Source organism: Staphylococcus sp. AS1337 (assembly GCF_051408735.1).
Lineage (GTDB): Bacteria > Bacillota > Bacilli > Staphylococcales > Staphylococcaceae > Staphylococcus > Staphylococcus xylosus_B.
The window spans coordinates 215,654-241,722 of the sequence record NZ_JBOIHZ010000004.1 but is presented as its reverse complement, the minus strand read 5'-3'; the positions used below and the strand labels follow the sequence as shown (position 1 = coordinate 241,722).

The following is a 26,069-nucleotide window of genomic DNA, read 5'->3' as shown; positions in this document are numbered from 1 at the left end:
ATGATTACAAATTGGTGACATGGAATTCTAAGAAAAAATAACGTATAATGGTATTCGTAAAATAAAAAGAATTGAAATTTTGAGGAGGCCCTTATGTCTTTATTAGATGTATTACAAGAAAAACTTTCAGGAAAAAACGTGAAAATAGTCTTACCTGAAGGGGAAGACGAACGAGTACTAACAGCGGCAACACAATTACAAGGGACAGACTATGTGACACCTGTAGTATTAGGTAACGAAGCAAATATTAAAGCCTTAGCTAATGACAAAGGCTTAGATATTAAGAATTTAGAAATTATTGATCCAGAAACAAGTGAATTAAAACAAGAATTAGTAACTGCTTTTGTTGAACGTCGTAAAGGTAAAGCAACAGAAGAACAAGCACAAGAAATGTTGAAAAATGTTAACTACTTCGGCACAATGCTTGTTTATACTGGTAAAGCAGAAGGTCTTGTTAGTGGTGCGGCTCATTCTACTGGAGATACTGTGCGTCCAGCGTTACAAATTATCAAAACAAAGCCTGGTGTCTCTAAAACTTCAGGTATCTTCTTTATGATTAAAGACGATCAGCAATACATTTTTGGCGATTGTGCAATTAACCCTACACTTGAAGCACAAGATTTAGCTGAAATTGCAGTTGAAAGTGCTAAGTCTGCTAAAAGTTTCGGTATGTCACCACGCGTGGCAATGTTAAGTTTCTCAACAAAAGGATCTGCTAAATCAGATGATGTTGAAAAAGTCTCAAACGCTGTAGACATAGCTCAAGAGAAAATTAAAGCTGATAATATTGAAGACGTCGTTGTAGATGGTGAATTCCAATTTGACGCAGCAATTGTACCAGAAGTTGCGAAGAAAAAAGCGCCAGACGCTAAAATTCAAGGCGATGCAAATGTATTCGTATTTCCAAGTTTAGAAGCTGGAAATATCGGTTATAAAATTGCTCAACGTCTTGGTGGCTTTGATGCGGTTGGTCCAGTATTACAAGGTCTTAACTCACCAGTAAATGATTTATCACGTGGCTGTTCTATAGAAGACGTATATAATCTATCAATCATTACTGCTGCACAATCATTACAATAATGGATTTAGCAAGTAAATATTTTAATACCGCAGATTGGCGTTATATAGATCATTCTTCGGGTTTAGCGCCTATGCAGTCATTTGCATTTGATGATACTTTTTCTGAAAGTGTGGGGAAAGATTTATCATGTAGTGTTGTTCGCACATGGGTACATCAACATACTGTAATATTAGGTATTCATGATTCAAGGTTACCTTATTTGCAAGATGGTATACGTTATCTTACTGAAGAGCGTGGTTATAATGCTATTGTTAGAAACTCGGGCGGACTAGGTGTGGTCTTAGATCAAGGCGTGCTGAACATATCATTGATTTTTAAAGGGAAACATGACATAACGATTGATGAAGCTTTTTCAGTAATGTATTTATTAATTGCTAAAATGTTTGAAGATGAAGATGTTGAAATAGCGACACATGAAATCGAAAGGTCATACTGTCCAGGTAAATTTGACTTGAGCATTAATGGTAAAAAGTTTGCTGGTATTTCGCAAAGACGCGTTCGTGGTGGTATTGCAGTTCAAGTTTACCTTTGTGTAGAAGGTGATGGCAGTGAAAGAGCTGAGATGATGCAATCCTTTTATGAACGTGCGTTAAAAAGTGACGAAACCAAATTCACTTATCCAAATATTGAACCATCTTGTATGGCGTCTTTAGAAACGCTATTAAATAAGAAGATAACAGTCCAAGATGTGATGTTCCAATTGTTGTATGCAATCAAAGATTTAGGTGGACGCTTGAACATGGAGCCAATAACTGATGAGGAATGGCAATTATATGAAGGTTATTTTGAAAAAATGATAGAGCGTAACGCTAAAATCAATCAAACAATGAATTAGATTAGAGTAAGGCTAGTATGGGTACTTGAAGATTAAGTATACATACTAGTCTTTTTTTATTTTGTTAAATTAAATAAGATTTATAGCAATAGGTTTTTAAATCTGTTGAATTATAGAAATGAAATAAGTAATATAGTGAAAGTATGGTTTAAAAACTAATAATTAATAAATTTGGGCATTTTCAATGTAAGTTTTTGAATATATGGCCTAGGCGTTTTATAATGAGTAAGTATGAACATGAATTAGCATCTGGTATTAATTTTTGTAATGATTGTTTATAGGTCTCTATCATAATGTAAGAAGGTGTAGTTTATAGAATTTGATAAACTATGACCAGAGTCGTATGGCATTATATAGAATTTGTGAGATAATATAAAATGATGTTTGCAAAAATAATGAAAATGTTTAATGCTAATGAAATTTTAGCTAAATTTAAAAATTGCATACTTAAATACGCCTTCTTTTTCATAGAATGAAAACGGAAGATTTCCTTGGAAATATGATTTAAATGATGAATGCATTTTTATGGGTAAATGAATAGAAGCCTGAACTGTACAAATAAGTACATATAAATACAATTTAAAGAAAATACTAAAGGTGATTGAAAATATGGCACAACAAGGATACGGGGAAGCGAATGGTAAGGTAATATTAATTGGTGAACATGCTGTAACATTTGGTGAACCAGCAATTGCAATTCCATTCACGACTGGTAAAGTAAAAGCAACAATTGAATCTTTGAAGGAAACAAGTGTTTCTTTTATCAAAAGTGAAGTATTTGAAGGTGAATTAAGCAAGGCACCTGAACATTTAAAAGCAGTAATTACAAGATTTATTGAAAAATATAGAATTAAAACGCCTATAAAAGTATCGATTGATACCAACTTACCACCTTCTAGAGGATTAGGTTCTAGTGCTGCTATGGCAGTGGCTTTTGTGCGTGCAAGTTTTGATTATCTTAAAAAACCGTTATCTGATGCACTGTTAATTGAGGAAGCGAATTGGGCTGAGCGCATTGCACACGGTAAACCAAGCGGTATTGATACACAAACTATTGTTTCCAATAAGCCTGTGTGGTTTCAACAAGGACAAGTACAAAACTTAAAGCCATTAGATTTAAATGGCTATATGATTGTTATCGATACAGGTGTTCGTGGTTCTACGAAACAAGCAGTAGAAGATGTGCATAATTTATGTAAGGAAGATCGTAAATATCTGCAAAATGTAAAGCATATTGGTAAACTTGTACATGATGCAAGTGAATCAATTGAACACCATGATTTCGAACAATTAGCCTCTGTATTTAATTTATGCCAAGAGAATTTGAGAACATTAACTGTAAGTCATGAGAAGATTGAAGAAATATTACAAGTAAGTAAGCAACAAGGTGCTATTGCCGGTAAGTTAACTGGTGGTGGTAGAGGTGGTAGTATGATTGTACTAGCTACTGATTTAGAAATAGCAGAGAACATCGTTAAATGTGCAACAGATTTAGGTGCACATCATACATGGATTGAATACTTAGGAGGGTAATGAGGTTGGTCAATAGTGGTAAAGCACGTGCGCATACAAACATTGCACTGATTAAATATTGGGGGAAGGCTGACGAAACTTATATCATTCCAATGAATAATAGTCTTTCTGTAACATTAGACCGTTTTTATACTGAAACAAAAGTTACTTTTGATGAGAGTTATGCCAAAGATACGCTTATTTTAAATGGTGGAGTGGTTGAAGAAAATGAGGCCGTTAAGATAAGTAAATTTATGGATATCGTCAGAGAATTAGGTGGAACATCTGCGCATGCGTATATTGAAAGTGAGAATTATGTACCAACTGCAGCAGGGCTTGCTTCTTCAGCAAGTGCGTATGCCGCATTAGCAGCTGCGTGTGACAAGGCTTTAAATCTTGGATTAACGGGTAAAGCCTTATCTAGGTTAGCTCGTAGAGGTTCTGGATCAGCATCAAGAAGTATCTACGGTGGCTTTGTAGAATGGGAAAAAGGTCATGATGATGAAACATCATACAGTTTTCCTGTTGAAGCAGACAATTGGGAAAATGACTTAGCAATGATATTCGTAGTAATCAATAATAAATCTAAAAAAGTATCTAGCCGTGCTGGTATGTCACTAACACGTGATACATCTCGATTTTATCAATATTGGTTGGATCATGTAGATGAAGATATAACAGCAGTTAAGCATGCGATAAACCAAAAAGACTTTAAGCAATTAGGTGAAGTTATAGAGGCAAATGGTTTACGTATGCATGCAACGAACTTAGGAGCACAACCACCATTTACGTATATGGTAGATGATAGTTATCTTGTAATGGATATTGTACATCAATGTCGAGAAGCGGGTTATCCGTGCTACTTTACAATGGATGCTGGACCGAATGTGAAAATTTTAGTTGAAAAGAAAAATCAACAAGCAGTGATGGATGCCTTATATAAATCATTTGACGAAACACAAATCATTGCGAGTGATATTATAAGCACAGGCGTTGAAATTATTGAGTAAGGAAGAGATAAAATGATTCAAGTCAAAGCACCAGGTAAGCTATATATTGCAGGTGAATATGCTGTTACTGAACCTGGATATAAATCTGTATTAATTGCAGTAGATCGATTTGTAACAGCTACTATTGAAGATTCTAGTGTTTCTCAAGGCACAATACATTCAAAAACATTACACCATGAACCTGTGACTTTCCAAAGACGTGAAGATAGAATTGCTGTTTCAGATGTACATGCTGCTAAACAATTAAAGTATGTCATTACTGCGATTGAAGTGTTTGAGCAGTATGTTCGTAGTAACAATATCAGTTTGAAACATTTTAATTTAACGATAGATAGTAATCTAGACGATGCGAATGGTCATAAGTATGGGTTAGGGTCTAGTGCAGCTGTGCTCGTTTCAGTAGTAAAAGTATTAAATGAATTTTATGAGACACATTTATCCAACCTATATATATATAAATTAGCCGTGATTGCTAATATGAAGTTACAAAGTTTAAGTTCATGTGGAGATATTGCTGTAAGTATTTATACAGGGTGGCTAGCGTATAGTACATTTGACCATGAGTGGGTTTCACAACAAATAGAGGATACTTCTGTCAACGAAGTACTAAATAAAAACTGGCCTGGCCTACATATTGAACCATTACAGCCTCCTGAAAACATGGAGGTGCTAATTGGTTGGACAGGGTCTCCCGCGTCATCACATCATCTTGTTAGTGAAGTTAAACGCTTAAAATCAGATCCCACATTTTATGGTAAATTCTTAGAACGCTCACATTTATGTGTAGAAAAACTGATTCACGCCTTCAAAACAAACCACATTAAAGGCGTACAGCAAATGATTCGTACAAACCGTGAGATCATTCAATCGATGGATAAAGAGGCAACGATTGATATTGAGACAGCGCACTTGAAAGTTTTATGCTCTGTAGCCGAAAAATACGGCGGTGCAGCTAAAACATCAGGCGCAGGCGGCGGTGATTGTGGTATTACAATTATCGATAATAAAGTGAAGAAAAAATTAATTTATCAAGAATGGTTAGACAATGAAGTGAAACCACTTGAATTTAATATTTATCATGGTCAATAAATAATGAATACTAAGGTGAATGCAGTATTTTAATCCGAATACGAGGATTAAAGTGCTGTTTTTTTATAAATAGAATCAAGAATTTGTAATTTAGGAGATATATTTATAATTGCTGCTTTATTAAAAGATTGGAAAATTTACCTTTTGATGGAAATAAAATCATTCAAGGGTACATTATGTCAGAATCACGTTATTATATTGAACTTATAAATATTTAAGCATATCATCATTTTAAGAAAGCGCTTCCAAGTTGTGTAAAAAGGATGATGATTATGAATATTGGACGAAACATTGGCAATGCAATACGTAGGTTCGGTGGAGCGATGATAGTACCTGTGTTATTGTTCCCATTTTTCGGTATTATTATTGGAATTGCGACACTTTTCAAAAATGAAGCTATTATGGGAGGGCTTGCCAATCCTGATGGTTTATGGTTTCAAATATGGTCATTAATTGAAAACGGAGGATGGACTGTATTTGAAAATATAGAACTCATTTTTGTAATTGGATTACCTATTTCATTAGCGAAAAAATCAGCAGGACATGCAGTGATGTCTTCTGTAGTTACTTATATGATGTTTAATTATTTTATTAATGGCATATTAACGACGTGGGGACCTGCTTTTGGCGTTAACTTTAAAGAGAATGTTGACGATGCGACAGGACTGACAGAATTAGTAGGTATTAAAACCTTAGATACTAATATTATTGGTGCTTTAATTATCTCGGGTATCGCAATATGGTTACATAACCGTTATTATGATAAGAAATTGCCTGAATCATTAGGTATATTCCAGGGGTCACCCTTTGTAGTTATGCTTGCATTCTTTTGTATGATTCCAATTGCATTTTTAACAAGTTGGGGTTGGCCGATTGTTCAAGGTTGGATAGCATCGTTACAAGTCTTTCTTGCTTCATCTAGTTATGTTGGCGTGTGGTTATTTCACTTCTTAGAAAGGATATTGATACCAACAGGTTTACACCATTTTATCTATACACCATTTGAGTATGGTCCAGCTGTTGTAGATGGTGGTATTAAATCATATTGGATATCACATCTTACTGAATATTCTGAGACAACTAAATCATTGAAAGATATATTCCCTGGTGGTGGATTCTTATTACAAGGTAACACGAAAATATTTGGTTCGATTGGCATAGCGCTGGCGATATATTCCACAGCTAAACCTCATAAAAAGAAAGAGGTAGGTGCACTATTATTGGCAGCCACATTGACTGCTGTTTTTGCAGGAATTACCGAGCCATTAGAATTTACATTCATATTTATTGCACCTTTCTTATTCTTGATACATGCTATTTTAGGTGCAACAATGGTTACAATTATGCATGCATTTGGTTTAGTTGGAAATTTAGGTGGCGGTTTTATTGAAATAGCAGCAACTAATTGGATTCCTTTATTTGGAACACATTGGGGAACCTATTTAGCTCAATTTGTAATAGGTATTATTTTTATCTTTATTTATTATTACTTGTTTAGGTTTATAATTTTGAAGTTTGATATTCCAATGCCTGGTAGAGAAAAAGATGATAATAAAGATACTAAACTATATACAAAAAAAGACTACCGTGAAAATAAAAAACAAGATTCGCTTTCTGATAGTTATAGTGAATATCAAATGAAAGCAAATGTATATATAGAAGGATTAGGTGGCGCAGATAATATAGTTGACGTTACTAATTGTGCCACAAGACTACGAGTGACTGTAAATAATCCTGAAAAGGTAGCAGCAGATAATTATTTTAAAGCAGAAGGCGGGGCCCATGGTCTTGTTAAAAGTGGTAAAAATGTTCAAGTTATTGTTGGACTTTCGGTCTCACAAGTAAGAGAAGAAGTGGAACAAATTTTAAACAAATCAAGTTAGCCTTGTTAATATTTTAAATTAGTGGGGCAGTGTAGAAAGTAAAACATGGGATGGTTTTCAAACAACGCCCCACTTTTTATCGATACAGCGTATATAATGACTTATTTGAAATTTTGTAGTAATAAAAACAGTCGTGGATGTACATGAAAACTAACTATTAATTTTATAATTATGATAAGTTCTTGCTATAAAATCAAATACCACATAATAAGGTGTGAAACTGTAGTATTCCGTATTATTAAAAAATTGAATAGGTGGACTATTAACGTAAATATTAAATGCAGCATGTTTAGCAATATAGTTATCGTGCAAAGTCGTAATTGATACGTAAAGTAGTTCGCGGGCCTTGATGAGTTGAATAGGCTCTATTAAATTTTTAGTTTCTCCTGATAATGATATAACAAAAAGTAAATCATCATAGGACATTTGGTTTATAGCTAAACGTAATTCCGTTTCATCGTTAATAACAATAGCTCTTTTAGAAATAGATAGCATATGTCTTTGAGCTTCACGAGCTACGTTTTGTTGCGCCATACCTGTGCCAAAGATATAGATGAATGGAGCAGCTTCAATTAATTCATTAAGTGGTTGATAGTCAAACATTTCAAGATGTTCAACAGTCCTTTGAACATCTTCAACAATTGTATCTGCATTCGTGAATTGCGTAGGTGATGTATTTGTATCCATTTTCAAGTAAAACTTGAAATTACTATAACCTTCAAACCCCATTTTTTTTACTAACCTATGAATCGTAGAGATAGATGTGTGTGTAAGTTTACTTAAATCATGGATTTTCATGTTCGAAATTTGATCAATGTTTTGTCTGATAATATTGATAATATGTAAATCATTTTCTGTTAGTTGTTCAAAATGTTTATTAATAAGATGATCTAGTACCATATAAAAAGATTCCACCTATCCATTGGAAAAATTTCCGAATTTTGAAAATATATTCTAATGTTAATATATAATTTCTAAATACGTCAAACTTATTGGTGTTTTTATTTTTTTATTCTACTATAATTTTAAAGGAGTTAAAGTAAGAAAGAAGAATTAAATATTTTTTGCATTTTATTGTAAGCGTTTTCTTTTAAAAGTTCAAAAATTAAGGAGATGAGATGATGACAGTTAAAGTTGGTGTTATTGGTTGTGGAGGTATAGCAAATGGTAAACATTTACCAAGTTTAGCAAAAATTTCTGAGGTATCAATGATTGCCTTTTGTGATATAGATAAAACAAAAGCTGAATCAGCGGCAAAGCGTTATGGTGATAAAAATGCAACAGTGTATGAAGATTACATTGAATTATTAAAAGATAATTCTATTGAAGTTATTCATGTTTGTACACCGAATAATACGCATCAAGAGATTACTGTAGCAGCATTAAATGCAAACAAGCATGTGATGTGTGAAAAACCTATGGCTAAAACTTCTGAAGAAGCACAATTAATGATTGATGCTGCAGTGCACAACAATAAAAAGTTAACTATTGGTTATCAAAATAGATTTCGTTCTGATAGTCAATATTTACGAAAAGTAACGCAACGTGGGGATCTAGGAGATATATATTTTAGTAAGGCTCATGCTATTCGAAGACGTGCAGTACCAACATGGGGTGTTTTTCTAGATGAAGAGAAACAGGGAGGTGGCCCGTTAATTGATATAGGAACACATGCATTAGATCTCACATTATGGATGATGGATAATTATGAACCTGAATCCGTGATGGGTTCTACATTTCATAAATTAGGGAAACAAGCGAATGCAGCTAATGCTTGGGGTTCTTGGGATCCAAATAAATTCACGGTAGAAGACTCTGCATTTGGATTTATCAAGATGAAGAACGGGGCCACAATTATATTAGAATCAAGTTGGGCGCTTAATTCTTTAGACGTTGATGAAGCTAAATGTTCATTGTCAGGTACTGATGGTGGCGCTGACATGAAAAATGGCTTACGTATACACGGTGAAGACTTAAAAACACTGTATACTTCTGAAATTGAATTAGAAAATGCTGGTGTTGATTTTTATGAAGGTGAAAAGATAGATGAAGCAGAAGAAGAAGCGAGAGCTTGGATAAATAGTATTACTCACAATTTAGAACCCGTGGTTAAACCCAAAGAAGCATTTGTTGTAACTCAGATATTAGAAGCTATATACGAATCAGCTAAAACAGGACAAGCTGTTTATTTAAATGATAAATAAAGCTTATGGAGGTATTTTATGAATATTACAATATGGAATGAATTTAGACATGAACAAGAAAATGAAGATGTACAGGCTGTTTATCCAAACGGTATACATCATGTAATAGCATCATTTTTAACAGATGATCATATTGTGACTACAGCAACATTAGATGAACCTCAACACGGTTTAACAGATGATGTGTTAGCACAAACAGATGTACTTATTTGGTGGGGACATAAAGCACATGAAGAAGTTGATGAAGAAGTGGTAGAAAAAGTGAAACAAAAAGTATTAGAAGGTATGGGGTTAGTAGTATTACATTCAGGACATTTTTCAAAAATTTTCAAGAGTTTAATGGGCACATCATGTGACCTTAAATGGCGAGAAGCAGATGAAAAAGAACGTCTTTGGGTTGTTGATCCCACCCATCCTATCGCTGAAGGAATTGATTCATATTTTGAACTTGAAAAAGAAGAAATGTACGGAGAACATTTCGATATACCGTCACCAGACGAAACAGTTTTCATCAGTTGGTTTGAAGGTGGAGAAGTCTTTAGAAGTGGAGCGACTTTTAAAAGAGGTAACGGGAAAATATTTTATTTTAGACCGGGCCATGAAAGCTATCCTACCTATTACAATGTAAATGTGCAAAAGGTTATTAAGAATGCTGTGAAGTGGGCATTTAACAATAATACGCCAAGACATCAATATGGAAACGCACAACCATTAGAAGAAATATCAAAAAAATAATGTTGGGAGTTGTCTGTTTATGGATAAATTAAAAGTGGGTATTATTGGATGCGGTGGTATTGCATGTAACAGACACATTCCAGCTTTTCAAAATTTAAATCATCTAGTGGATGTTGTGGCAGTTCAAGATGTTGATATAGCGTTGGCAAAAAATGTTGCAAATGATTTCCACATTGCCAATATCCATGAATCATATCATACGATGTTTGAACAAGTTGATGCAGTAGCTATTTGTACACCAAATAAATTTCATGCGGAAATAAGTATTGCTGCTCTAGAAGCAGGAGTTAATGTATTTTGTGAAAAACCAATGGCCATGAATTTAACTGAATGTGAAGCTATGGTGGATGCCGCAAAACAAGCTGATAAATTGTTGGCAATAGGATATCATTACCGCTTCACAGATGCAGCGATTACGGCAAAAAAAGCTATTGATAATGGTGTAGTAGGTGATCCTCTAGTTACCCGCGTACAAGCATTACGTAGACGTAAAGTCCCTGGATGGGGTGTATTTACAAATAAAACGTTGCAGGGCGGAGGTAGTCTAATAGATTATGGCTGTCATATGCTCGATTTGTCACTTTGGTTACTAAATGATATTGAACCAAATGAGGTGTTAGGTAAAACTTATAATCGTCTTAGCAAATTACCAAATCAATTGAATGATTGGGGACCATTTGATCATGAAAAGTTTGATGTAGATGATCACGTGACAAGCTATATATCTTTTAATGATAATTCAACGCTTCAATTTGAGTGTTCATGGTCAGCGAATATAAAAGAAGACACAAAACATTTAAGTATCTCTGGAGTGGATGGAGGTCTAAATTTATATCCATTTGAAATATATCGACCGAAATTAGGGACTTATTTTACTGAACAAGCATATGCAGAACATGATGAAGATATAGCGGCACAACGACAAGCTCAGAACTTTGTAAATAGTTGTCTTGGTAATGAAACACTTATCATACAACCAGAACAAGCATTAAAAATAAATAAAATCATAGATGCAATTTATCGAAGTAGTGAAACTGGTCAAAGTATTAAATTGAACTAGTTATAATGTTAAAGGAGGATTATTTATGAAAATTGGTGTGTTTTCTGTATTGTTCCAAGATAAACAATTTGAAGAAATGTTAGATTATGTAGCAAATGCTGGAGTCAAAATGGTGGAAATAGGAACAGGAGGTAACCCTGGGAATCAATTCTGTCCAATGGATAACTTATTAGATGATGAACTTCAACGTAATGCTTTTATTGAAAGTATCCACCAACGTGGATTGGAAATTAGTGCTTTTAGTTGCCATAACAACCCAATTTCTCCTAATGAAAAAGAAGCCCAGCAAGCACATGATACTTTGTTTAAAACAATTAAATTAGCCTCACTTTTAAATGTACCCGTAGTTAACACTTTTTCTGGTGTTGCAGGATCAGATGAAACAGCTAAGTATCCGAATTGGCCAGTGACGCCATGGCCAACAGCCTATACTAAAATTTTAGAGTGGCAATGGGAAGAAAAGCTTATACCTTATTGGCGAAAAGTTGCAGAATATGCTAAAGAAAATGATGTGAAAATCGGTATAGAATTACATGCTGGTTTTTTAGTACATACACCTTATACCATGTTGAAATTAAGAGCAGCAACCAATGAATATATTGGCGCTAATTTAGACCCTAGTCATTTGTGGTGGCAAGGTATTGAGCCAATTGCAGCGATTAAAATATTAGGGAAAGCAAATGCTATTCACCATTTTCATGCAAAAGATACATACATTGATCAAGAAAATGTAAATATGTATGGTCTGACAGATATGCAACCTTATGGCAATGTGCAGACTCGGGCTTGGACATTTAGGACAGTAGGATACGGTCACAATACTCAAGTGTGGGGAGATATGATTAGTGCACTAAGGATAAATGGTTACGATTATGTTGTAAGTATAGAGCATGAAGACCCTATCATGTCTATTGAAGAAGGATTTAGTAAGGCAGTGAATAATTTGAAGTCAATTAATATTGAGAATCCTGCACCAGATTTATGGTGGACATAAAGATAAACATTTAATATTAAAATGAGCAGACCATCGTCGAAATTCCATATTATAGACCTACCACATTACAATGATTTTAGTTATAAGGCAATTAAGTAAATATTAATAATATATCTGTTAAAATACTGCCAAATAACGAAGTGAATTTAAATTTTGACTTCTTGTTTGGCTTCTATTCCATTATGTCACTTAAATAAAACTTAAAAATTGCTAAATTAAGAACTTGAAATTTTTATTAAAAAGGGTAAAATAATTAGAGTTGTAGATAGAAAGAGACATGAAATAGAAATGTCGCATGAAATATATGTAATATTAAATAAGATGAAATTATTGCTATTATAAATTGTTTGGATATGTGGAAGTCAATGATAAGGAAGGTGAGGGTATAGTTGCAAAATAAATTTTTGATTTGTGATGATTGCCAAGCTGTAAATTGCAAAACTTTAGAAAAAAAGTTGACTAAATTAGATCCTGACGCTGAAATTGAAATCGGCTGTCAGTCATATTGTGGCCCAGGCCGTCGTAAAACGTTTGCTTTTGTTAATAATCGTCCGTTAGCGGCACTTTCAGAAGATGAGCTCATGGAAAAAGTGGTAAAACAATTACAAAAACCAAGAGATCCTGAAGAAGAAGAACGTTTGAGAAAACGAAATGAAGAACGTAAACGTCGTAAAGAAGAGCAAGATAGAAAACTTAAAGAAAAATTAGCAAAACGTAAAAGTATGCAATAAGTTACATGAGTTTATAAAGTAATTACACAAAACGGATTTAACATATTTGAAAATAATGGAGAAAAAGGATTACCTTAAAAGTTAGAATTAAACTTCTGGCTTTTAGGGTGTTTTTTTATAGATAGTTCTAAAAACAGTTAGAATATCATCATTATTTGAGACGTTTAATTATTAATTACATATCAAATTAAGTTGTTTGATAAGCAAATTTATTTAGTTTTACAACCAAATCGTGCTAAATTTAGAATAGATTAAATCATCATATTTCTCATTATTAAAATTGTTGAAAATGGGTAAAGAAGAATGTGAACCATAATACTCAGTAATTAAAAAGGTAACTGATTATAAATGATAAATCTAAGTATTAAATATAATGATAAAATGAATTTTAAATTTCTGTGAAGGAGTTGGATAATATTGACTAAAAAAGTACAAATTGGGAAATCAGATGTTAAAGTAAATCCAATAGCTTTTGGAGCAAATGCTGTTGGCGGACATAATTTATATAACGACTTGGATGAAGAACGAGGTATGGAAACAGTACGCACTGCAATTAGAAATGGCATAACGTTAATTGACACAGCATTTATCTATGGTCCAAAGCGTTCTGAAGAATTAATAGGAGAAACTATAAAAGAATTCACACGCCAAGAGTATGCTATTGCTACAAAAGGTGCGCATTATTTTGATGATGATGGCAATGTGAAAATGTCAAATGACCCTGCGTTTTTAAAGGATCAAGTTGAACAAAGTTTAAAACGACTGCAATTAGACTATATAGATGTTTACTATATACATTTTCCAGATGATAGCACACCGAAGAATGAAGCGGTTGCCGCTTTAAAAAAACTTAAAGATGAAGGTAAAATTAAAGCGATTGGTGTGTCTAATTTTAATCTAGACCAACTAAAAGAAGCTAATAAAGATGGCTACGTAGATGTTGTACAAATGGAATATAATTTATTAAACCGAGAAAATGAACATATTTTTAATTACACAAGTGAAAATAATATTACCTTTATTCCATATTTCCCACTAGTTTCTGGTTTATTAGCTGGAAAATATAATGAAAATACAACGTTTGATGATCTTCGTGCAAAAAATCCTGAATTTCAAGGTGAAAGATATAAAGAGAATTTAGCTAAAGTTGATCAATTACGTGGTATTGCTGATAATCATAGAGTTGATGTAGCTCATATTGTATTGGCATTCTATTTAACTAGACCTTCTTTAGATATTGTTATACCTGGCGCAAAACGACCAAACCAAGTAGTTGATAATTTAACGACATTAGATGTGAAATTGACGGAAGACGAAATTAATAAAATAGAAGAATTATTTCCTGTAAAATAATAAATAAAATAAGACAAGCTAGAATTTAGTTTGTCTTATTTTTATATTTATAACTTTATTTCTAAAAATATGCATTTATAATATAGATAAAAGTTCTGATTTTGAGCAAATAATTTAATTTTTTAATCTATTTTCATTAAACTGTTTATAAACTAGACTTTTTAGTGTAGGATTATTAATTAAGTTTAGAACATTTGTGGAATTGTATATTTATAACTTTTCATGTGATGTATTTTTAAATTAGTAGTAGAAGGAGATTATTATGATTACAGTGTTATTCGGGGGCAGTCGACCAGATGGAAATACTGCGCATTTAACTAAGATGGCTATAGCTGGGTATGACTACGAATGGATAGACTTAACAGAATATCAATTAAATCCTGTGAGAGACGTAAGACACGATAATACCACTATAGAATCATACGAAGATGATTACAAAACAATTATAGATAAAGTGTTAGCAAGTGATACCGTGATTATTGCTTCACCAATATATTGGTATAGCTTATCAGCATCAATGAAATCGTTCATTGATCATTGGTCTGAAACGTTGATGGATCCAAGATATAAAGACTTTAAAGAAAAAATGTCAGAAAAAGATTTTAGATTGATTATTGTGGGCGGCGATTGCCCTAAAGTCAAAGCTAAACCTTGTATCACACAAGTCAAATATAGTTTGGAATTTTTAGGCGCGAGCTTATCGGGCTATATTATAGGCACGGCAGAAAGACCTGGAGACATAGAAAAAGATGTATACGCATTAACACGTGCCCAAGAGTGGCAACAAACATTACAACATAAGTAAATATATAACAAATATTTTAAGCCCGGGACATAATTACGTGTCTCGGACTTTTTAATCACATAAGCAACAGATAACTGAAATGAAAATGCGCTTATAACAAACTATTTGTATCAAGCGAGATAAAGTATTTTGAATACAAATATTATGTTATAATGTAGCTATTATTACCTATCTAAATAGGGGGAGAGCGACATGCAAGAAATAAGAAGAGCAACACCCAAAGATGTTGTGGGTATCAGAGATGTAGCAACGAAAGCTTGGTATAACACTTATTTGAATATTTACGCAGCTAAAACAGTCAATGAGCTATTGGCCGCTTCATATAATGGTCAACACTTACTTAAACGATTAGAAGATCAATTATTCTTAGTCGTAGAAGAAGGTAATGAGATTATTGGTTTTGCAACGTTCATATATGGCACAGAATTATTTTTATCTGCACATTATGTGAGGCCATCATGGCAACACCATGGATATGGTTCAAAATTGTTAACTGAAGGATTGAATTATTTTGAGGATAAATATGACGAAGTCTTTTTAGAAGTCGATAATAAAAACGATGAAGCAGTGTCATTTTATGAGCAAAAAGGCTTCGAAAAACTCCGTTCTTACACACATGTAATGTATGGAGAAGCAATGGATTTGGCATTAATGCGTAAAACATTAAAATAAGCTACGCAGTATAGATATGGATAGGAGAATGACATTGACTTTTACAACATATGCTACACAAAAATTACCAGAAGAAAAAGTGTTTAAAGACCCCATTCATAGGTACATTCATGTCAGAGATCAAGTAGTTTGGGATTTAATTAAAACAAAAGAGTTCCAACGTTTGAGAAGAATCAAGCAATTAGGTACACTATATCTCTCATTCCATACAGCTGAACATAGTAGATTTGGGCATTCACTTGGTGTATATGAAATAGTGCGTAGAATAATCGATGATTCATTTGATGGACGAGAAGCGTGGGATAACAATGATAGACCATTAGCCTTATGTGCAGCCTTACTACACGATTTAGGGCATGGGCCTTTTTCACATAGTTTTGAAAAAATATTTAATACAGATCATGAAGCTTTTACACAAGCGATAATCACTGGGCCAACTGAAGTTAACGAAGTTTTAAAACGTGTGTCAGAGGATTTTCCCCAACAAGTAGCTGATGTAATTAATAAAACACATAAAAATAAATTAGTAATCTCAATGATATCTTCTCAAATTGACGCAGATAGAATGGATTATTTACAACGAGATGCTTATTTTACAGGTGTATCTTATGGACAGTTTGACATGGAACGTATATTAAGACTGATGAGACCTTCTAAAGATGAGGTCCTCATTAAAGAGAGTGGCATGCACGCCGTTGAGAACTTTATCATGAGCCGCTATCAAATGTATTGGCAAATATACTTTCATCCGGTAAGTAGAGGTGGCGAGGTTTTATTAAACAACTGTTTAAAACGCGCGAAACAATTGTATAACGAAGGTTACACATTTAAAATGTATCCGACTGACTTCATACCTTTCTTTGAAGAGTCTATGACAATTGAGCAATACGTTGATTTAGATGAAGCTGTTGTATTATATTACTTAAAAGCTTGGGTTAAAGAAGATGACCCTATACTGAGTGACTTATCTCGTCGTTTCATTAATCGCGACTTATTTAAATACATGCCATTTGATGGATCTATTATAACGATTACAGAATTAACGGATTTATTTATTCAAGCAGGGATTGATCCAAATTATTATTTCGTAAGCGAGTCTTTTTCAGATTTACCATATGATTACGACAGACCAGGATCTGATAGAAAACCTATCCACCTGCTAAAAAGAAATGGTAAGACTCGGGAAATAAGTAGTCAATCGTTGGTTATCCATAGTATTACAGGTATTAATAGAGAGGATTATAAATTATATTATCCTAAAGAATTAATTTCTCAAATAGAGGATGACCAAATAAAGAATGCTATTAATAGCATTTTAGATGAATTAAATTAGTTTTAAGTGGAATTGTAGCATGTAATTAACATGTAGATTAAGTAAGTATAGAGTTAAGTAGTAACAACACAGTAATTTTGTAGACATTGAAATTTATAAGAGATTTCAGACATACAACTAGATTACATATGATTTACGTTTATACTTAACACAACAAAACATCACTGTTAAACTCAATATTTAATAGACAATAATTGATTAAACGCAAAAACTATTATAAATTAAATGAAAATGTGGGAGGTGTGCGATAATGGCTGAAAATAAAGGGTTTAAATTCAATATTATCAAAAATGATCCACTAGACGGACATAAGGGTACAAATATAGGTTCAATTAGTTTAGACAACGTAGCGCCTGTCTTTATAGATATTCAAAATAAAGAAGCTTTTATTGATATAGGTGCTATGCACGCACGTTCGAGCGTTGAAAAAGGTGTTAAATGGATTAAAGAAAAAGAAGTAGTAGAAGGTGACGAAGCGAAACCATATTGGCTATGTTGGGTTACAACTGAAAGAGGAGAAAATGGTCCTTACTATGCCGGTGTTACAGCTTGTTACTTATTGGTGAACAAAAGTATACGTAGAGGGTATAAGAGTATGCCTGAACATGTTAATATGATGGATAAATCAATGAAACATCAAATTGAAATTGACCATATTGGTGAAGAAAATAAAGCTGTGTTAAGAGAATTCCTTGAATCACATGATGCGGAGATGTGGCGTAATTCTGCAGCTATATTACATGAAACTTTAGAAAGTAAATAATTAATGTTATTGGGAGATGGCTAAGCCTTAAACTAAGGTATTGTTGTCTCCCTTTCTCTATATAAGTTAAGTGAAGGCTTCGCTTGAAATTGTTACCCTGATGATTTCTAGTTTAGTAACTTTAATCATACTTAGAAAAAGATGATTTATTTCATCTGTGTTTAATGACAGGAGTTTGTTTATATAATTTCTTTATTTTGTATGGATATACATTACAGTTGATAAAATCATTTTATCAACTGTAATGCGTATATTAAGTATGCTATAATGGTGTGTATTATTTTAAAAGATTAGGGTGAAACGTACATTGGAAAACAATGTTAATATCCAAACTAAACAAGTTGTTAAACAATTTGACAATAAAGAGAAATTTAATGTGAATACACGAGGCACTTGGCAAAAACGAAACGCTGAATTTATACGTTATCAAGAAGAAGTTAATGAAATGACTGTAAATGTGACAGTTAAAATTGAAGAAACTGGTGTAAAAATTATTCGTAAAGGTGATATCAACATGAATCTTCATTTTGTTGAAGGTGAAGATACAATTACTTTATACGAAATTAGTGGTGGTCGGATTCCGTTGACTGTACGTACACACTCTATTTTACATTTTGTATTAGATGATGGCGGTAAGTTAAAAGTGCATTATGATTTAATTCAAGATGAAGAAAAAATGGGTTCTTACCAATATGAAATTATTTATAAGGAGACGCCGTAAATGAATATAATTGATCAAGTGAAACAAACATTGATTGAGGAAATCAATCATAGCATACAGCAAGCACAACTCGCAGACGCAAGTGAAATTCCAGAAATTAAAGTTGAAATCCCTAAAGATACTTCAAATGGTGATTATTCAACGAACATTGCAATGGTTTTAACAAAGATTGCGAAACGTAATCCACGTGAAATTGCCCAAGCAATTGTAGACAACTTAGATACAACTGCAGCTAATGTTGAAAAAGTACAAATTGCTGGACCTGGTTTTATTAATTTCTATTTAGATAATGCTTATCTAACAGCTATCATTTCAGAAGCTATAGATAAAGGCTCTGAATTTGGAAGCACAGAAGAAAAAAATGGTAAAAGCATATTACTAGAATATGTGTCAGCAAATCCAACTGGAGATTTACACATCGGTCATGCGCGTAATGCCGCTGTTGGTGATACATTAGCTAATATTTTAACTGCAGCGGGTTATAATGTAACTAGAGAATATTACATTAACGATGCGGGTAATCAAATTACAAATTTAGCACTTTCTATTGAAGCACGCTATTTTGAAGCGCTTGGTGATTACTCATTTGAAATGCCAGAGGGCGGATACCATGGAAAAGATATTATTAATATTGGTAAAGATTTAGCTGAAAAACAACCAGAATTAAAAGACCTAGATGAAGAAGCTCGTATTAAAACATTTAGAAAATTAGGCGTAGATTATGAAATGGAAAAATTAAGAACAGATTTAGCTGATTTTAATACTCATTTTGATAGTTGGTTCAGTGAAACGACTTTATATGAAAAAGGCGAAATCACAGAAGTACTTAATAAGATGACTGAACTTGGTTATACTTACGAAAAAGATGGTGCTACATGGTTACGTACTACAGATTTTAAAGATGATAAGGACAGAGTATTAATCAAAAATGATGGTAATTACACTTATTTCTTACCAGATATTGCATATCACTTTGATAAAATTGAGCGTGGTAATGATACTTTAATCAATTTATTTGGCGCTGACCATCATGGTTATATCAATCGTTTAAAAGCTTCACTTGAAACATTTGGTGTGGATAGTGAACGTCTTGAGATACAAATTATGCAAATGGTGCGTTTAATGCAAGATGGACAAGAAGTTAAAATGAGTAAACGGACAGGTAATGCCATCACGTTACGTGAAATTATGGACGAAGTAGGCGTAGACGCTGCACGTTATTTCTTAACAATGCGTAGTCCTGATACACACTTTGATTTTGATATGGAACTTGCTAAACAAGAATCACAAGACAATCCAGTATATTATGCGCAATACGCACATGCACGTATTTGTTCAATATTGAAACAAGCGGCTGAAAGAGGTATTACACCTTCTAAAGACGCAGATTATTCACTTATTACAAATGATAAAGCAATTGATTTGTTGAAAAAAATTGCTGAATTTGAGACGACGATACAAAGTGCTGCTATAAATAGAGCACCACATAGAATTACAAACTATATTCAAGATTTGGCTTCACATTTTCATAAGTTTTATAATGCTGAAAAAGTGTTGACAGATGACGAAGATAAGACAAAAGCCCTTATTGCGTTAGTAGATGCAGTGAGAATTACATTGCACAATGCACTTGATTTAGTTGGTGTGACTGCACCAGAATCAATGTAGTGAGTAAATAAAAGAGAGCTAGTATGAAATTTGTTGTTTTTGAGTAGACTGATGTTACCTTACTTAAAAAATAATAAATCGTGCTAGCTCTCTTTATTGTGTTAAAACTTCAAGAAAGTCAAAAATAATTAGGGGAATGTTCAAGTGAATTTAGACACCAAAACGTTATATCATGAATTATATAATCACATGGGTCCACAAGGCTGGTGGCCTGCTGATACAAAGGTTGAAATAATGTTAGGAGCAATTTTAGTTCAAAATACGAATTGGAGAAACGCTGCTTATGCCATTGAATCTCTTAAACTTAATACTTCATTAGAACCACAACAAATACTAAATTTAGAAATTGATGTTCTACAAAAGGTTATAAAATCTAGTGGATTTTACAAGAGTAAAGCACAAACGATTCATGCTTTATTGAGCTGGTTAGAGCAATTTGATTTTGATTATGAAGCCATTAACAAATGTTTTCAAGAAAATCTTCGTAAAGAATTGCTAAGTATAAAAGGTGTTGGTAGTGAGACTGCAGATGTTTTACTTGTCTATATATTTGGTGGTGTTGAATTTATACCGGACAGTTATACGCGAAGAATATATTATAAATTGGGTTATGATCATACTGCGAGTTACGAAAAGCTTAAAAAACATGTCATACTACCAGATAACTTTACGACCCAAGATGCAAATGAATTTCATGCATTATTAGATAATTTTGGTAAAGCATACTTTAACGGTGGCGGAACAAACAAAGTTGATTTTTTAGAAAAACATTTCGTACGATGACTTTAATTTGATTTGAAAAAATTTGTATATGAAAATTATAATTTGCTCAAGTTATGTCAATTACGTTGACATAACGTCATAAACTTTATTAGAAGCACTGGGAAAACTGTTCACTACCTTCATGGAATTATGTCAATATCTGTCTGAATTTGCAACGAAATACTTTAAAAAATAATTAAAAATGTATTGGAATTTGGTATGATAAAAGAAAAATGATAATAGGAGTTAAAGAAATGAAAAAGCAATTTAAAATAGTATGTCTTTTTATTGTTATGTCTATGCTTTTAGTAGCATGTAGTACAAATTCTAATCAATCAGAAAAAAATGAGCAGTCAGAAAATCATAATTATAAACGAATTGTATCGTTGATACCAAGTAACACTGAAATTTTATATGAATTAGGTTTAGGCGACAGTGTGGTTGGTGTTTCAACTGTAGATGATTATCCGAAAGAAGTAAAAGATAAAAAACAATTTGATGCGATGAAGTTAAATAAAGAAGCATTGTTGAAGGCTAAACCTGATTTGATTTTAGCGCATGAATCTCAAAAGTCTACGAGTGGTAAAGTACTTAATTCACTAAAGGAAAATGGCGTGAAAGTTGTATATGTCAAAGATGCTCAATCCATTGATGAAATGTATAAAACATTTCATCAAATAGGGGAAGTAACAGGTAAGAATAAAGAAGCTAAGGCACTTATAAAAGAAACAAAAGCAAATATTAAAGAAGTTAAAGACTCTATTCCTGAAAATGCTAAAACCCAAAAAGTATTTATGGAGGTATCATCTGAGCCAGAAATATATACTGCAGGTAAAGAAACTTTTTTTGATGATATGCTAAATAAATTAAACGTAGATAACAGTTTTTCTAACTTAACAGGATGGCAAAAAGTTAGTAAAGAAGATATCATTAAGAAGAATCCTGATATTTTGATATCAACGATGGGTATTTCAAAATCGGAATATGAGAAAGTTATTAACCAACGTGGTGGTTTTAATGAAATTAATGCGGTAAAAAACAATAATATTAAAGCTATAAATGGAGATCAAATTTCACGTCCAGGACCTAGAATTGATGACGGATTAAAAGCGTTGAGAGATGCTATTTATAAACAATAAAATACGAGGAATTCATAATAGGATGTAATTATCATAGGGAGTATTAAGTATAACTCCTAGTGAGTATTACATATTTCCTTGTTGAAATGTAAAACATTTGAGTTAGTCATAAGTTGTGAGAGACGGAACATAAATCTAAGCAAAAGTTTAGATTTATGTTTCGCTCTCTTTTTATAATTTAAAGAAATTCATATGATTAAATATAGTGTTAATGGGCTACAGGTGGTATTGTAATAGTTGAAATATGTAAGTGAAAGCGTGGCTTAGAAATAAATGAGATATTATAAAGCAATCATCATATGGTTAATACTTCTTATAACAAGCATTTTATTTAGTTTGATGTGGGGAATTGGACATGTGAATGATGAATTATCCCAAACAATTTTATATCAAGTGAGAATGCCGAGAATGTTGCAAGCATTATTAGCAGGAGTAGGCTTAACATTAGCAGGACATATGTTTCAAACGTTACTAAATAACCCGTTAGCAGATAGTTTTACTTTAGGTCTCGCAAGTGGTGCAACGTTTGGCTCAGGTTTAGCTGTTGTCATAGGTGTTTCATTTATATGGTTGCCAATGTTTTCAGTAGTGTTTAGTATAATTACACTAATCTTAGTTATTACTTTAACTACAGCCATGTCAAAAGGCTATCCAATTAGAACATTAATATTAGCTGGAATTATGATAGGCGCACTATTTAATGCATTTTTATATGTTTTAGTTATATTTAATCAAAGTAAAATGAAGAATATAGTAAATTATATGTTTGGTGGGTTTTCATCTGCAGAGTACAATGAAGTCATTTATATGGGTGTTGTAACCCTCATAAGTGTGATAATACTATTTGGTATGATTTCTAAAATAAAGTTATTACAACTTGGAGATTTACGTGCGCAATCATTAGGACTAAATGTGAAAAGAGTGACATATATTATATTGTTAATTGCTTCAATTATGACTGCAGTGGTTGTGGCATATGTGGGAGTTATTGGATTTATTGGAATGGTTATTCCTCAACTTGTAAGAAGAAATAGGGTACATTATAATTTAGGTCAACAAATGGTACTGAACATGCTTATAGGTGGTACAATTATGATACTCTCAGATTGGTTGGGGAGCACGTTGCTAGATCCTTTCCAAATACCAGCTAGTATTATTTTAGCTTTACTTGGTATTCCAGTATTATTTTATATTATGATAACACAATCGCGTGTTCATAGTTAGATAGTGCTATTTAAAAATTATAAAGCAAAATTTGCTTGTTTGAAAAAATGTTTATAAAGAGGTTATGATGATGGACTTAACACAAGTTAAAGCGGTCGTATTTGACTTAGAAGGTACACTTTTAGACAGAAAAAAATCACGTGAAAAATTTATTGAAGAGCAATATGAACGATTCCATGATTATTTGGTGCGCATTCAACTTGAAGATTTTAAAAGAAAATTTATTGAACTAGATGATGATGAAGATCATGATAAACCAGAACTGTATAAAGCAATTATTAAAGATTTTCACGTTGATCGGTTAACTTGGAAAGATTTATTTCATGACTTTGAAATGCATTTTTACCGTTACGTCTTTCCATATTACGATACATTATATACTTTAGAAAAATTGACAAACAGTGGTTATTTAACAGGCGTCATAGCCAATGGTAAATCTAAAATTAAGCAATATCGAATGCATGCATTAGGTGTAGAAGATGCTATTAACTATTTATCCACTTCAGAAACTGTTGGATATCGCAAACCACATCCAAGGATTTTTGAAGATATGTTAAACCAATTAGGCACAAAACCAGAAGAGACAATGTATGTGGGCGATGACCCTCTAAATGATGTAGCGCCAGCAAGAGCGATGGGCATGATTAGTGTCTGGTTTAAAGAAGGGGAAACAGTCGATGTAGAGCCTTTACCGGAAGAAGTAGACTTTACAATCAATACAACTGAAGAACTGCTTTCTATATTACCTATTGCAAAGAAAGGGAGATAATTATGAATCTATTTACAACTAGAGATGGTGTAGCCTTAAATTATAGAACAAGTGGAGAAGGCAATGTGATAGTGATGATACACACTGCTTTAGACAATTTAACTGTTTTTAATGATATTGAAGAAAAATTTAATAAGAATAATCAAGTTATATTAGTGGATTTACGTGGTCATGGTTATTCAGATAAACCAAATGAAATTAATTTTGAAACATATGCAGAGGATATTAAAGCGTTATTAGATCAATTATATGTAACTCAGTGCGCATTTATCGGTCATGAATTAGGTGCTTCTGTTGCAGTATCATTTGCATCATTATATCCAGATATGACAAGTTCATTAACATTAATTAATCCCACATTATTAAGTGATATGTCACCAGAGGAACGCTTGTATCGTAAGCACGCTGACCTAATTAGAAATTGGGATAAAGAAACACAACAAAAATTCCTAGATAAGCATTTATATTATTCTAAACGCAAAGCTAAAAAATTCTTAAAACAAGTAGATGATACAAATAGCATTGCAACAAAAGCAGAATTAAATGCTGTAAAAGCCTCATTTAATGATAACGATATTATGCGTTATTTAAGTGAAGTTAATTCACCAACTTTAATTGTTGCAGGGCAACATGGTGCGAGAACAACCGTTGTTGAAGCAAAAGAAGTAGGTGACTATATAGGAAAAGTGGAATTTGAAGTTTTTACAGCATCAGGGTTATATCCATTTGTAGAAGAAAAAGAAAAATTTGTAGATGTTGTAACTGAATTTATTAAAGAAAATGAACCAGCAACGTTGTATTAAAATACAGTATTGTAAGTAAACCAAAAGCTAATTATAGCATTTGGTTTGTTTTTTGTTTGCAGCTAAAAATGGAAGAGTGATTAGATAGGATGCTATTACTGTGTGAGTAACAGATGTTATTAGATAAAAATATGAAAGGCTTGAGTGGTAATTGTAAAAATGAGATGATTTCATCTATCTAACGATTAATAACACAATCTAGGTCGTTAGAATATAATTGTTACTTTGATTACAGGATGAAGGATTTTTGTAATATTTTTGTAACACCACTGTTATTTTAGTAATATTTATAGTACAATATAGATAAGCACAAGATAACTTATATATACAGAAGGAGAGAGTGCTTATGAAAAAAGTATTTGCAGCAGTCCTAGTTTCAGGTTTAGCGATCTCTGGATTTAGTACAGGTAGTGTTGAGGCAGCATCAGGTAACTCTATCCAAAGTGTTAAATCACTTCAACAAGGAGATACAACGCTAGAAGGTGCTAAAATAGGTGCGTCTATACAAAGCGTATTGAGTGAGAATAACGCACCAATTTATTCATATAGTCCTGATGGTAATGAACATTATTATGAATTTAAAAAAGATAACGGTGTGCTTGTTGTGACGGCAGACGGTAAGAAAAACAAAGGTAAAATTACCCGTGTTTCTATGAGTTACAATGATACAAATGGCCCAACATATAAAGATGTTAAGTCACAGGTAAGTAAAAATGCTGTTACACGTGAACATTATAATAATGTCACTGGTAACTTTGGCTATGTACAAGATGATGAATTATCTTATCAATTTAGTTCAGCATCACCAAGTGATAAAGATATCAAACTATATCGTATAGATATGGGGAAATAACATTTACTTTGTAACATTTTAACGAATTGTGTGGTAGCGAATTATAATTTTAATGGTTGAATAGTGTGAC

The 26,069-nt window shown here is 32.7% G+C and carries 24 protein-coding genes and 1 pseudogene; 24 read left to right on the top strand and 1 reads right to left on the bottom strand.

Annotated elements, in window-relative coordinates; genetic code table 11:
* Positions 1-93 precede the first annotated feature (93 nt).
* The 6 genes from pta (at position 94) to ACSUE0_RS08480 (ending at position 7,410) form a co-directional block, all read left to right on the top strand.
* On the top strand, positions 94-1,080 hold the full coding sequence (gene pta / locus ACSUE0_RS08505; RefSeq protein WP_436956964.1) for a phosphate acetyltransferase: 987 nt from the start codon (positions 94-96) through the stop codon (positions 1,078-1,080).
* The gene (locus ACSUE0_RS08500) at positions 1,080-1,916 is read left to right on the top strand and encodes a lipoate--protein ligase family protein (protein WP_119613694.1); all 837 of its coding nucleotides are present in this window, start codon (positions 1,080-1,082) and stop codon (positions 1,914-1,916) included. Before pta ends, ACSUE0_RS08500 begins: the two co-directional genes overlap by 1 nt.
* Before the next feature lie 609 nt (positions 1,917-2,525).
* Entirely contained in the window at positions 2,526-3,449 is a 924-nt protein-coding gene (gene mvk, locus ACSUE0_RS08495) for a mevalonate kinase (protein ID WP_119613695.1), read from the top strand.
* A 5-nt stretch (positions 3,450-3,454) separates the two neighbouring features.
* On the top strand, positions 3,455-4,438 hold the full coding sequence (gene mvaD, locus ACSUE0_RS08490; protein WP_107551199.1) for a diphosphomevalonate decarboxylase: 984 nt from the start codon (positions 3,455-3,457) through the stop codon (positions 4,436-4,438).
* A gap of 12 nt (positions 4,439-4,450) precedes the next feature.
* Positions 4,451-5,527, top strand: coding sequence for a phosphomevalonate kinase (locus tag ACSUE0_RS08485; RefSeq protein WP_017722665.1), 1,077 nt, complete (start codon positions 4,451-4,453; stop codon positions 5,525-5,527).
* Positions 5,528-5,799: 272 nt separating this feature from the next.
* Positions 5,800-7,410, top strand: a complete 1,611-nt coding sequence (locus ACSUE0_RS08480; RefSeq protein ID WP_119613697.1) for an alpha-glucoside-specific PTS transporter subunit IIBC — start codon at positions 5,800-5,802, stop codon at positions 7,408-7,410.
* A gap of 150 nt (positions 7,411-7,560) precedes the next feature.
* Here the strand turns inward: ACSUE0_RS08480 and ACSUE0_RS08475 are convergent, their stop codons facing one another.
* Entirely contained in the window at positions 7,561-8,310 is a 750-nt protein-coding gene (locus tag ACSUE0_RS08475) for a MurR/RpiR family transcriptional regulator (RefSeq protein ID WP_119613698.1), read from the bottom strand.
* A gap of 221 nt (positions 8,311-8,531) precedes the next feature.
* Between ACSUE0_RS08475 and ACSUE0_RS08470 the strand changes: the two genes are divergently transcribed.
* From ACSUE0_RS08470 to ACSUE0_RS08385, 18 genes and pseudogenes are all read left to right on the top strand, one after another.
* Positions 8,532-9,614 (top strand): Gfo/Idh/MocA family protein, encoded by a 1,083-nt coding sequence (locus ACSUE0_RS08470; protein ID WP_436956960.1) that lies wholly within the window; start codon positions 8,532-8,534, stop codon positions 9,612-9,614.
* Between the two features lie 18 nt (positions 9,615-9,632).
* Positions 9,633-10,349, top strand: coding sequence for a ThuA domain-containing protein (locus ACSUE0_RS08465; RefSeq protein WP_119613700.1), 717 nt, complete (start codon positions 9,633-9,635; stop codon positions 10,347-10,349).
* A gap of 19 nt (positions 10,350-10,368) precedes the next feature.
* Positions 10,369-11,409, top strand: a complete 1,041-nt coding sequence (locus tag ACSUE0_RS08460; RefSeq protein WP_119613701.1) for a Gfo/Idh/MocA family protein — start codon at positions 10,369-10,371, stop codon at positions 11,407-11,409.
* A gap of 25 nt (positions 11,410-11,434) precedes the next feature.
* Positions 11,435-12,403: a sugar phosphate isomerase/epimerase family protein gene (locus tag ACSUE0_RS08455; protein WP_017722659.1), complete on the top strand. Its 969-nt coding sequence runs from the start codon at positions 11,435-11,437 to the stop codon at positions 12,401-12,403.
* Between the two features lie 389 nt (positions 12,404-12,792).
* Positions 12,793-13,134 carry a DUF1450 domain-containing protein gene (locus ACSUE0_RS08450; protein ID WP_119613702.1) on the top strand — a complete coding sequence of 114 codons (342 nt, stop codon included), beginning with the start codon at positions 12,793-12,795 and terminating at the stop codon, positions 13,132-13,134.
* A 417-nt stretch (positions 13,135-13,551) separates the two neighbouring features.
* Positions 13,552-14,487, top strand: coding sequence for an aldo/keto reductase (locus tag ACSUE0_RS08445; RefSeq protein WP_436956957.1), 936 nt, complete (start codon positions 13,552-13,554; stop codon positions 14,485-14,487).
* Between the two features lie 262 nt (positions 14,488-14,749).
* On the top strand, positions 14,750-15,292 hold the full coding sequence (locus ACSUE0_RS08440) for a flavodoxin family protein (protein ID WP_119613704.1): 543 nt from the start codon (positions 14,750-14,752) through the stop codon (positions 15,290-15,292).
* 192 nt (positions 15,293-15,484) lie between these two features.
* Positions 15,485-15,964, top strand: a complete 480-nt coding sequence (locus ACSUE0_RS08435) for an N-acetyltransferase family protein (protein ID WP_436956955.1) — start codon at positions 15,485-15,487, stop codon at positions 15,962-15,964.
* A 28-nt stretch (positions 15,965-15,992) separates the two neighbouring features.
* Positions 15,993-17,297: an HD domain-containing protein gene (locus tag ACSUE0_RS08430; RefSeq protein WP_182475144.1), complete on the top strand. Its 1,305-nt coding sequence runs from the start codon at positions 15,993-15,995 to the stop codon at positions 17,295-17,297.
* A 250-nt stretch (positions 17,298-17,547) separates the two neighbouring features.
* Positions 17,548-18,060, top strand: a complete 513-nt coding sequence (locus tag ACSUE0_RS08425; RefSeq protein WP_119613707.1) for a YwhD family protein — start codon at positions 17,548-17,550, stop codon at positions 18,058-18,060.
* Between the two features lie 307 nt (positions 18,061-18,367).
* Complete coding sequence (locus ACSUE0_RS08420; RefSeq protein WP_029377813.1) at positions 18,368-18,781, top strand: DUF1934 domain-containing protein; 414 nt, start codon at positions 18,368-18,370, stop codon at positions 18,779-18,781.
* Complete coding sequence (gene argS / locus ACSUE0_RS08415; RefSeq protein ID WP_119613708.1) at positions 18,782-20,449, top strand: arginine--tRNA ligase; 1,668 nt, start codon at positions 18,782-18,784, stop codon at positions 20,447-20,449.
* A 189-nt stretch (positions 20,450-20,638) separates the two neighbouring features.
* Entirely contained in the window at positions 20,639-21,232 is a 594-nt protein-coding gene (locus ACSUE0_RS08410) for an endonuclease III domain-containing protein (RefSeq protein WP_119613710.1), read from the top strand.
* A gap of 233 nt (positions 21,233-21,465) precedes the next feature.
* Positions 21,466-22,350 (top strand): ABC transporter substrate-binding protein, encoded by an 885-nt coding sequence (locus ACSUE0_RS08405; protein WP_436956952.1) that lies wholly within the window; start codon positions 21,466-21,468, stop codon positions 22,348-22,350.
* A gap of 273 nt (positions 22,351-22,623) precedes the next feature.
* Entirely contained in the window at positions 22,624-23,574 is a 951-nt protein-coding gene (locus tag ACSUE0_RS08400) for a FecCD family ABC transporter permease (protein WP_436956950.1), read from the top strand.
* Positions 23,575-23,644: 70 nt separating this feature from the next.
* Positions 23,645-24,365 (top strand): annotated as a pseudogene (locus ACSUE0_RS08395) (HAD family hydrolase).
* Positions 24,346-25,146 (top strand): alpha/beta fold hydrolase, encoded by an 801-nt coding sequence (locus ACSUE0_RS08390; RefSeq protein WP_119615106.1) that lies wholly within the window; start codon positions 24,346-24,348, stop codon positions 25,144-25,146. The pseudogene ACSUE0_RS08395 and the gene ACSUE0_RS08390 overlap by 20 nt, the downstream one beginning before the upstream one ends.
* A 346-nt stretch (positions 25,147-25,492) precedes the next feature.
* Positions 25,493-25,999: an SA0570 family protein gene (locus ACSUE0_RS08385; protein ID WP_107554970.1), complete on the top strand. Its 507-nt coding sequence runs from the start codon at positions 25,493-25,495 to the stop codon at positions 25,997-25,999.
* The last annotated feature ends 70 nt before the right edge of the window (positions 26,000-26,069 follow it).

What these genes read in the sequence shown, in the direction of transcription:
- ACSUE0_RS08460 (WP_119613701.1), top strand. Translation starts at nt 10,369, where the DNA reads ATGGATAAATTAAAAGTGGGTATTATTGGATGCGGTGGTATTGCATGT.
- ACSUE0_RS08400 (WP_436956950.1), top strand. Translation starts at nt 22,624, where the DNA reads ATGAGATATTATAAAGCAATCATCATATGGTTAATACTTCTTATAACA.
- ACSUE0_RS08485 (WP_017722665.1), top strand. Translation starts at nt 4,451, where the DNA reads ATGATTCAAGTCAAAGCACCAGGTAAGCTATATATTGCAGGTGAATAT.
- ACSUE0_RS08500 (WP_119613694.1), top strand. Translation starts at nt 1,080, where the DNA reads ATGGATTTAGCAAGTAAATATTTTAATACCGCAGATTGGCGTTATATA.
- argS (WP_119613708.1), top strand. Translation starts at nt 18,782, where the DNA reads ATGAATATAATTGATCAAGTGAAACAAACATTGATTGAGGAAATCAAT.
- ACSUE0_RS08475 (WP_119613698.1), bottom strand. Translation starts at nt 8,310, where the DNA reads ATGGTACTAGATCATCTTATTAATAAACATTTTGAACAACTAACAGAA.
- ACSUE0_RS08385 (WP_107554970.1), top strand. Translation starts at nt 25,493, where the DNA reads ATGAAAAAAGTATTTGCAGCAGTCCTAGTTTCAGGTTTAGCGATCTCT.
- ACSUE0_RS08430 (WP_182475144.1), top strand. Translation starts at nt 15,993, where the DNA reads ATGACATTGACTTTTACAACATATGCTACACAAAAATTACCAGAAGAA.
- ACSUE0_RS08440 (WP_119613704.1), top strand. Translation starts at nt 14,750, where the DNA reads ATGATTACAGTGTTATTCGGGGGCAGTCGACCAGATGGAAATACTGCG.
- ACSUE0_RS08425 (WP_119613707.1), top strand. Translation starts at nt 17,548, where the DNA reads ATGGCTGAAAATAAAGGGTTTAAATTCAATATTATCAAAAATGATCCA.
- ACSUE0_RS08480 (WP_119613697.1), top strand. Translation starts at nt 5,800, where the DNA reads ATGAATATTGGACGAAACATTGGCAATGCAATACGTAGGTTCGGTGGA.
- mvk (WP_119613695.1), top strand. Translation starts at nt 2,526, where the DNA reads ATGGCACAACAAGGATACGGGGAAGCGAATGGTAAGGTAATATTAATT.
- ACSUE0_RS08465 (WP_119613700.1), top strand. Translation starts at nt 9,633, where the DNA reads ATGAATATTACAATATGGAATGAATTTAGACATGAACAAGAAAATGAA.
- ACSUE0_RS08435 (WP_436956955.1), top strand. Translation starts at nt 15,485, where the DNA reads ATGCAAGAAATAAGAAGAGCAACACCCAAAGATGTTGTGGGTATCAGA.
- ACSUE0_RS08470 (WP_436956960.1), top strand. Translation starts at nt 8,532, where the DNA reads ATGACAGTTAAAGTTGGTGTTATTGGTTGTGGAGGTATAGCAAATGGT.
- pta (WP_436956964.1), top strand. Translation starts at nt 94, where the DNA reads ATGTCTTTATTAGATGTATTACAAGAAAAACTTTCAGGAAAAAACGTG.
- ACSUE0_RS08390 (WP_119615106.1), top strand. Translation starts at nt 24,346, where the DNA reads ATGAATCTATTTACAACTAGAGATGGTGTAGCCTTAAATTATAGAACA.
- ACSUE0_RS08455 (WP_017722659.1), top strand. Translation starts at nt 11,435, where the DNA reads ATGAAAATTGGTGTGTTTTCTGTATTGTTCCAAGATAAACAATTTGAA.
- ACSUE0_RS08410 (WP_119613710.1), top strand. Translation starts at nt 20,639, where the DNA reads ATGGGTCCACAAGGCTGGTGGCCTGCTGATACAAAGGTTGAAATAATG.
- ACSUE0_RS08405 (WP_436956952.1), top strand. Translation starts at nt 21,466, where the DNA reads ATGAAAAAGCAATTTAAAATAGTATGTCTTTTTATTGTTATGTCTATG.